We start from the raw sequence: 7,469 nt of genomic DNA on the forward strand, positions 1-7,469 counted from the left end.
GGCCGCGTCTACGTCTGGATCGACGTGCCGGACCACCGTGCGTTACACCACTTTATGGGGCACTACTCCGGGCACGTGAGCGATTCGTCGCTGTTGTCGGCTCATCCTTACTTTCGGCTGGGTCCGGAGACGCCTGCTCAACCTCGCTGGTGGAAAACATGGCCGTGGAAGTGGAGAGAGCTCGGCAAGGACAAGCGCAACTCCGGTTAATCCTGAGCCCACTCCGCCAGTTCCTCATCGCGGGTGTTGATGGGGCTCCGAATGCTGTCATGGGCGTTCAGGTCAGCCTGTGGACGACGGGGCGCGGTACAGCTTCGTGCCCCTCGGCCAGCCCTTGCCTGCGATGACCATGTCGGGCAGTTCTGTTCGGTAGGCCTCGGCCAGGCTGTCGTCGGCCGCCGTTGCGTAGATGGCGATGCCCTGCGAGTCCGCCGCCTCGATCAGGTCGGCCAAGACCAAGGTTCGAAGCGGAGCTCCGCGCCGTCCGCCTGGCTTGCTGGAGGCGTGGTCCTCCACGCGCCAACCCTGGGGTGTCGCCGCGATCCCCAGCACGGCGTCGCGCTGCGGTGTCATGTAGTAGCGGGCGTTCCTGCGGGTCAGCTGGACCAGGCAGGCCAGGGCCGGGGCGCAGAGGACCGGCCAGCAGGCCAGGACCAGACCGAACCCCGCCCCCGAGAGCACCCTTGCCCGCAAGCGGTGGTTGTTCCGCGCGCCGTACAGAAGGCCGTTGGTGAGCCACCAGGCCAGGCGAAAGGCGTCCCGCTTTCGGGCAGGCGGCGCAGCCGGCACCAGAGGCGGCCGGTGCGCCTTTGCACCCATGCTGGGACTGCGACCGGGGTCTGCGGTCGATGACGAGAAGAGGCTATCGGCGGGGCGGACGCGATAATTCGCTTTCGGAAATTACATTGATGTGATCCTCAACGGGAATTCCCGGAAAGCAGATGGCAGGCCGGGTTGCCCCGGCCCGCCCTCTGCTACTGGCCCCGCGATGCGGGAGCCACTGCTGGATCCACTACAGCGCGTCGGCCTCCCGGTGCCGGCCCGTGGGTTCGGCGTCCGGCACGCCGGGGGCCCCTGGCGCCGCCGTGGCCAGCTCGTGGTCCACGGCATCCCCCACGGCGACCTCGCCGCGGGCGGCGCGGCGGCGCTCCTTGCCCTGTTCGAAGAGCTGGTAGAGCACCGGCACCAGGATCAGGGTGAGCAGCGTCGAGGAAATGAGACCGCCGATCACCACGATGGCCAGATCCTGGCTGATGAATCCGCTCGAACCGGTGATGCCGATGGCCATCGGGATCAGGGCGAAGATCGTGGCCAGCGCCGTCATCAGGATGGGGCGCAACCGCTGGCGTGCCCCGTTGAAGATGGCGTCCTGCAGGCTCTGGCCCTGAACCCGGTACTGGTTGATCAGGTCGATCAGCACAATGGCGTTCGTGACCACGATGCCGATGAGCATCAGCATGCCGATCAGGGCGGAGATGCCCAGGGGCTTGCCGGTGGCCAGCAGCAGGCCGATGGCCCCGGTGGCGGCGAACGGGATGGAGACCAGCAGGATCAGCGGCTGCATCAAGGACCGGAAGGTGATCACCAACAGCATGAACACGATGACCACGGCCACCACCATGGCCAGGCCCAGCTGCTCGAAGGACTCCTGCTGCGTCTGGGCAATCCCGCCCATGCTCGCCTGGGTGCCCTCCGGCAGGTCGAGCGCGTCCACGCGCTCCTGGACCTCCGTGGTCACGGCCCCGAGCTCTCCCTCGGTGGGCGTGACGGAGACGGTGGCCACCAGCTCGCCGTCCTGACGGGTGACCGATTCGGGAACGGTCACCTCCTCCACGCTGGCCAGCTCGGACAGCGTGGTCATGCCGGCCGCAGTTGGAACGGCCATGTCCTCCAGCTCCGCGATGGTCTCCGGTGCGTCGGTGCCCTCGATGTAGATGTCGAAGTCGTCACCGTCCAGGGTCACCGAGCCGATGCTCTGCGGGGACAGCGTCCCGGCCACCATGCCGAGGACCTGCATCTCGGTCAGCCCCTGCTCCAGGGCAGCGGTGCGGTCCACGGCCACCTGGACGGTCGGCTGCTCCGCGGCCAGGTCACTGCTGAGCTCAGCCGTGTGCGGGGTCCCCTCGAGGGCGGTCTGGACGGCCTGTGCAGCCTCGGCCAGAGCAGCCTCGTCCTGGGAGCGGACCTCCACGTCCACGGAGCCGCCGAACCCGCCCATGGAGGCGGGGTCCATCAGGCTGACCTCGCCGGGTCCGTCCAGGCTCGCCAGACGGGACCGGATCTCTTCCTGCAGGGCCGACTGGTCGGCGTCGGGATCGGTGTTGACGATGAAGGTGGCCGAACCGCCGCCCCCGCCGAGCAGGGCCGAGAAGTCTCCCGCGCCGCCGCCGGAGGAGCCGGCCATGAGCATGATGTCCTGAACACCCTCGACATCGGCCAGGGCATCCTCGACCGCTTCGGCGCCCTCGGACACCGTCTGAAGGTCCGTGCCTGAATCGAAGGTCTGGGTGGCCATGACCATGTTCTGACCGGTGTTGCCGAGGAAATCGACCTTCAGCAGCGGGATGAGGGACACGGTCAGCACGAGTAGCAGCGCCGAGGCCGCCACGGTGATGACGGGATGCTTCTGCGTGCCGCGCAGCACGGGCTTGTAGCCGCGCTGCAACCAGCTGCGGTGTTCCTTCTCCTCGGCCTCGGCACGGACCGCCTCCGGGTCCATGACGTCCTTCGGTGCCCGGAGGAACCAGTAGGACAGCACCGGCACGATCGTCAGCGCGACCAGCAGCGAGGAGAGCATGGCGATCGCCACGGTCAGGGCGAAGGGTGCGAACAGTTCGCCGACCATGCCCCCGACCAGCGCGATCGGCAGGAAGACCGCAACGGTGGTCAGGGTGGAGGCGGTGATGGCGCCGGCCACCTCGCGCACCGCGGTGAGGATCGCGTGGACCTTCGGCTCGCCGTAGGACAGGTGCCGCTTGATGTTCTCGATCACCACGATCGAGTCGTCCACCACGCGGCCGATCGCGATCGTCATGGCGCCGAGGGTCAGCATGTTCAGCGAGTGCCCGCCGAGGTTCAGGCCGATGAAGGTGACGAGCACGGAGAGCGGGATCGAGAGGGCCGTCACGAGCGTGGAGCGCACGGAGAGCAGGAAGACCAGGATCACGAAGACGGCGAACAGCAGGCCGAGCAGGCCCTCGACCGCCAGCCCCTCGATGGACTGCTCGATGAACGGTGCCTGGTCGAAGACCACGGTCAGCTCCAGCCCGGGCACCTCCGCGGCCAGCTCGGCCAGGGCGTCCTCCACGGCATGGGACACGCCCACGACGTCGGCTCCCTGACTCGCGGTGATGGAGACCGACAGTGCCGGGTCGCCGTTCATCCGGGTGATGGAGGCGGGCTCCTGGGTGGCGAGCTCCAGCTCGGCCACGTCGCCGATGTGCACCACGGTGCCCGGCTCGGTCTGGCTGGCCAGCGGCAGGGTCTCCAGGTCCTCCAGCGAGCCCAGGGCCGTGCCGCCGTCGACCGGCAGCGAGGCGCCGTCCTGGTTGACGGTGCCCAGCGGCAGGGTGGTGCCGTTGTCCTGCAGGGCCTGGGTGATGGCCTGCTGGGTCAATCCGTGCTGGGCCATCGCGGCCTGGTTCGGGGTGATCTCCACCCGCTGCACGGCGCCGCCGGAGACGGCTGCGGAGCGGACGCCCTCAATGGCCTCGAGTCTCGGCTTGACGGTGTCCTGCAAGGCGGCCGAGATCTCGGCCTCGTCCATTTCGGAGGAGGAGGCAGTCATGAAGATGACCGGCATCTGGTCCGTGCCGCCGGACATGAGGTTCGCCTCGGCGTCGTTGGGCAGGGCCACCGTGTCGATGGCCGCCTCGACGGAGGCGTTGAACTCATCGGCATCCGTGCCGTACTCATAGGCGATCGAGACCATGGACATGTTCGCCGAGGAGGTGGCCACCACCTGCTCCACCCCGTCCAGATCGCCCACGGCGCGGGAGATCGGCTCGCTGACCTGCTCGTCCAGCACCTCGGGGCTGGCGCCGGGCACGGCGGTGACCACGGTGGTCTGCGGCAACTCGATCGCGGGGATCAGTTCCTGCTTGAGCTGGGTCATCGAATACAGGCCGAAGGCTGCGATGAACAGGGTCAGGAGGGCGATCAGCAGGCGATTGGCCAGACTGAAGCGGGCAAGACGGAACACGGGCACCACCGATGGGGTTGGCAAGCGGGTCGGACTGCGCCGGACGCGGCGCGATCGAAACGTAGAGTCAGGCAAAGCTTAGTGCAAGGCTATGCAATTCAGCGATTCCGGATGGTGGCCTCTCCCTGACAACGTGTGCGGGCTAAGCTCGGGGCTGTGGACCCCGACGAGAACGAACAGCGCGAGCACCTGCGCGGCGAGCTGCTGAGCCTGCAGAACGAGCTGGAGCGGTCCTACGTCCCGGCCGTGCTCGAGCCCATGATGTCCCTGCGGCTGACGATGCAGCAGCTCAAGGTCCTCACCCTCCTCGTCGCCGAGCCCGCGGGCAGCACCATCCGGGGGCTGTCCTCCGCCATGAGAGTCTCGTTGGCCACCATGTCCGGGATCGTCGACCGGCTGGAGACGCAGGACATGATCGCGCGAACCCTGGACCCCAGCGATCAGCGGGTGCGCCGGGTGACGGTCACCGACGCCGGCCGGGACACCATCCAGCGCCTGCTGGCAGCCCGGCCCGAACTGACCCACTTCCCCCTGGACCGCCTGGCACTGGCGGACCTGGAGGCCCTCACCCAGGGCATCCGGGCGCTGGTCGCAGTCATGCAGGAGGACCTGCCCGGCTGAGCTGACGGCGTGGGTGGGCCAGTGGTCACCGGGGTTGAGGCAAGCCAGCCATGACCTGGTCCAAGGCCTCGGCGACCAGTTCCGGGACCGGCCTCTCGATCCCGTTCGACAGGTGGTGCTGCACGGTGGTGCGCACGGCGGACATGACCACGCTGACCACCAGGGACGGGTAGGCATCCCGCTCCGGGTCCAGCCCCGTCCGCTCGGCGACCGCACCGGCGAGCTCGCGGACGAACCCGGCCGAGGAGCCCAAGAGTCCGGGGTAGAGGCTGGGGTTCTCGTGGATGATCCTCATGCGTGCCCGCCACAGGTCACGGTCCACGGTCATGGTCTCCGAGAGTTCCACAAAGACCGCCTTCAGCGCCTGCAGGGGCGGCTCTGACTCTGGGCGCGTCCTCAGTGCGGAGGCCGCGTGGTGCCCCAGCTCGGGATCGTCGCCGACGATCACCTCTTCCTTGGAGCCGAAGTAGTTGAAGAGGGTGCGCTGGGAGACGTTGGCCTCCGCGGCGATCTCCTCGGTCGTGACGTTGTCCAGCCCCCGTTCGGAGGCCAGGCGCACCGCCGCCCAGCGCAGGGCCATGCGGGTGGCGCGCTTCTTGCGCTCCCGCAGGCCGCCGCCCAGGCCGTCGGGGCCGGCGTCGTGGGAGGCATCGGACGGCAGGGAAGTGGTGACCATGGAATCCCACGATACCGACTCCGCCGAGAATATGCACAAGGCGCAAACTTGCATGAACTGAAAGTTTGCGTCTACGATCGTAGGCTATCCCGTCCCTGACCGAGGAGTCCCCTCCCATGACCTCTTCCGTGGTCGCCGCCGTGCCCCCGTCGAAATCCCCCGGGCTGAGTCCCGAATCCCGCATGGTCTTCATCGGCCTGATGCTGGGCATGCTCGTGGCCGCTGTGAGCCAGACCATCGTCTCGCCCGCCATGCCCGTGATCGTCGCCGAGCTCGGCGGGATCGAGCACTACAGCTGGCTGGCCACCTCCGCCATGCTCGTCTCCGCCGTCGTCGTCCCGATCGTCGGCAAGCTCTCCGATCTCTACGGTCGGCGCTCCTTCTACATCGCCGGCCTGGTCATCTTCATGGCCGGCTCCATCCTGTCCGGGTTCGCACAGGACTTCTGGTGGCTCGTCATCGCCCGCGCCGTGCAAGGCCTGGGGATGGGCGCGCTGATGACCTTGTCCCAGACGATCATCGGGGACATCATCCCGCCCCGGCAGCGCGGCAAGTACCAGGGGTTCATGGGTGCCATCTTCGGCCTGACCTCCATCGCCGGGCCGTTGCTGGGCGGCTGGATCACGGACCACCTGGGCTGGCGCTGGCTCTTCTTCGCGGGGCTGCCCTTCGGCATCGTCGCCCTGGTGTTCATCGCCAAGTACCTGCACCTGCCGCACGTCCAGCGCAAGGCCAAGATCGACTACGCGGGCATCATCACCCTGACCGGTGCCCTGGTGACCATCCTGCTCGCCACCTCCTGGGGCGGCGCCACCTTTCCATGGAACTCCGCCGAGGTGATCGGCCTCTACATTGCCGGCGCCGTGTTCCTGGGCCTGTTCATCCCGATCGAGCTCAAGGCGGAGGAGCCGGTGCTGCCGCTGCGGCTGTTCCGCAACTCGATCTTCACCTTCTCCAACATCGCCAGCCTGGCCGTGGCCATGGGCATGTTCGGTGCCATCTTCTACGTCCCCGTCTATGCGCAGGGCGTCCTGGGCGTCAACGCCACCACGTCCGGGGCCATCATGATCCCCATGAGCGCCGCCATGATCGTGGTGGGCATCCTGGTGGGCCTGCTCATCACGAAGACCGGCAAGTACAAGATGTTCGTGGTCGGCGGCACCGTCGTCATGCTGGTGGGCTTCTGGCTGCTGACCCAGTTGCACTACGGCTCCAGCGAACTCCAGCTGACCCTGGCCATGGTTGTGGTGGGCATGGGCCTGGGCGGAGCCATGCAGACCTTCACGCTGATCGTGCAGAACGCCGTGGACCGCCGCGATCTGGGCGTGGCCACCGCCGCCACCCAGTTCTTCCGCAGTGCCGGCGGCACGGTGGGCATCGCCGTGCTCGGCACCATCATGGCCTCCCGCCTGGCCACCGCCATCCCGGAGCACCTGCCCGCAGGCACCGCCGAAGCCATGCCGGCCGGGGGCATCAGCGTGAACTCCGTGCTCGATCCGGCCCTGCTGTCCCAGCTGCCGGCGGGCATCGCCGAGGCGGTCCGCGCCGGCCTGGCCGATGCGCTGCATGGCGTCTTCATCGCCGCCATCCCGCTGGTGGTGGTGGCCATCATCGCCGCGCTGCTGATCAAGTCGGTCCCGCTGCGGGAGACCCTCGAGGAGCCGGAGTCCCCGGAATCAGAGGATTCCCCCGAGAGCGCCGAGGACGCGGGGGCCGAGCCCGCCACGGTCGCAGGAGCGGTCAACACGACCGACGCAGCCGACGCAGACCGCGGCTCGGCTGCAGGGCCCGAGGGGCGGGCACCGGCGAAGCGGTAGCCACCTCCGCGGGGATGTGCTGCGCTGGGCCTTCAGCCGACTCGGCGGCAGCACCTGAGAACCGGCTTCGAGAATCCTCCCGCCAGCGCCGTCACGCCGAGCCGTCCGGCGGTGGTGCGGGTGCTTCTGGACCGCACCGACGATATCGCGGTCA

Annotated in this window: 6 protein-coding genes; 3 read left to right on the forward strand and 3 right to left on the reverse strand. The window is 68.3% G+C overall.

Features of this window, described 5'->3' with window-relative positions; genetic code table 11:
* Positions 1-210: hypothetical protein (locus ACFFIO_RS06340; RefSeq protein WP_378040749.1), on the forward strand; the 210-nt coding region annotated here is incomplete at its 5' end.
* 72 nt (positions 211-282) lie between these two features.
* On the opposite strand, the gene ACFFIO_RS06345 is transcribed toward ACFFIO_RS06340, so the two are convergent.
* Together ACFFIO_RS06345 and ACFFIO_RS06350 are read right to left on the reverse strand one after the other, a co-directional pair.
* Positions 283-693, reverse strand: a complete 411-nt coding sequence (locus ACFFIO_RS06345; protein WP_378040750.1) for a V-type ATP synthase subunit E family protein — start codon at positions 691-693, stop codon at positions 283-285.
* Positions 694-1,012: 319 nt separating this feature from the next.
* Complete coding sequence (locus tag ACFFIO_RS06350; protein ID WP_378040751.1) at positions 1,013-4,225, reverse strand: efflux RND transporter permease subunit; 3,213 nt, start codon at positions 4,223-4,225, stop codon at positions 1,013-1,015.
* Between the two features lie 132 nt (positions 4,226-4,357).
* On the opposite strand from ACFFIO_RS06350, the gene ACFFIO_RS06355 reads away from it, so the two are divergent.
* A complete protein-coding gene (locus ACFFIO_RS06355) occupies positions 4,358-4,822 on the forward strand; it encodes a MarR family winged helix-turn-helix transcriptional regulator (protein ID WP_378040752.1) in 465 nt (154 codons plus the stop codon).
* 25 nt (positions 4,823-4,847) lie between these two features.
* Here ACFFIO_RS06355 and ACFFIO_RS06360 read toward each other — a convergent pair whose 3' ends face one another.
* Positions 4,848-5,498 (reverse strand): TetR/AcrR family transcriptional regulator, encoded by a 651-nt coding sequence (locus tag ACFFIO_RS06360; RefSeq protein WP_378040753.1) that lies wholly within the window; start codon positions 5,496-5,498, stop codon positions 4,848-4,850.
* 116 nt (positions 5,499-5,614) lie between these two features.
* On the opposite strand from ACFFIO_RS06360, the gene ACFFIO_RS06365 reads away from it, so the two are divergent.
* Positions 5,615-7,315, forward strand: a complete 1,701-nt coding sequence (locus tag ACFFIO_RS06365; protein ID WP_378040754.1) for an MDR family MFS transporter — start codon at positions 5,615-5,617, stop codon at positions 7,313-7,315.
* The last annotated feature ends 154 nt before the right edge of the window (positions 7,316-7,469 follow it).

The organism is Citricoccus parietis (assembly GCF_042433045.1).
Lineage (GTDB): Bacteria > Actinomycetota > Actinomycetes > Actinomycetales > Micrococcaceae > Citricoccus > Citricoccus parietis.

Coding starts and splice junctions, on each gene's coding strand:
- ACFFIO_RS06365 (WP_378040754.1), top strand. CDS start 5,615: ATGACCTCTTCCGTGGTCGCCGCCGTGCCCCCGTCGAAATCCCCCGGG.
- ACFFIO_RS06360 (WP_378040753.1), bottom strand. CDS start 5,498: ATGGTCACCACTTCCCTGCCGTCCGATGCCTCCCACGACGCCGGCCCC.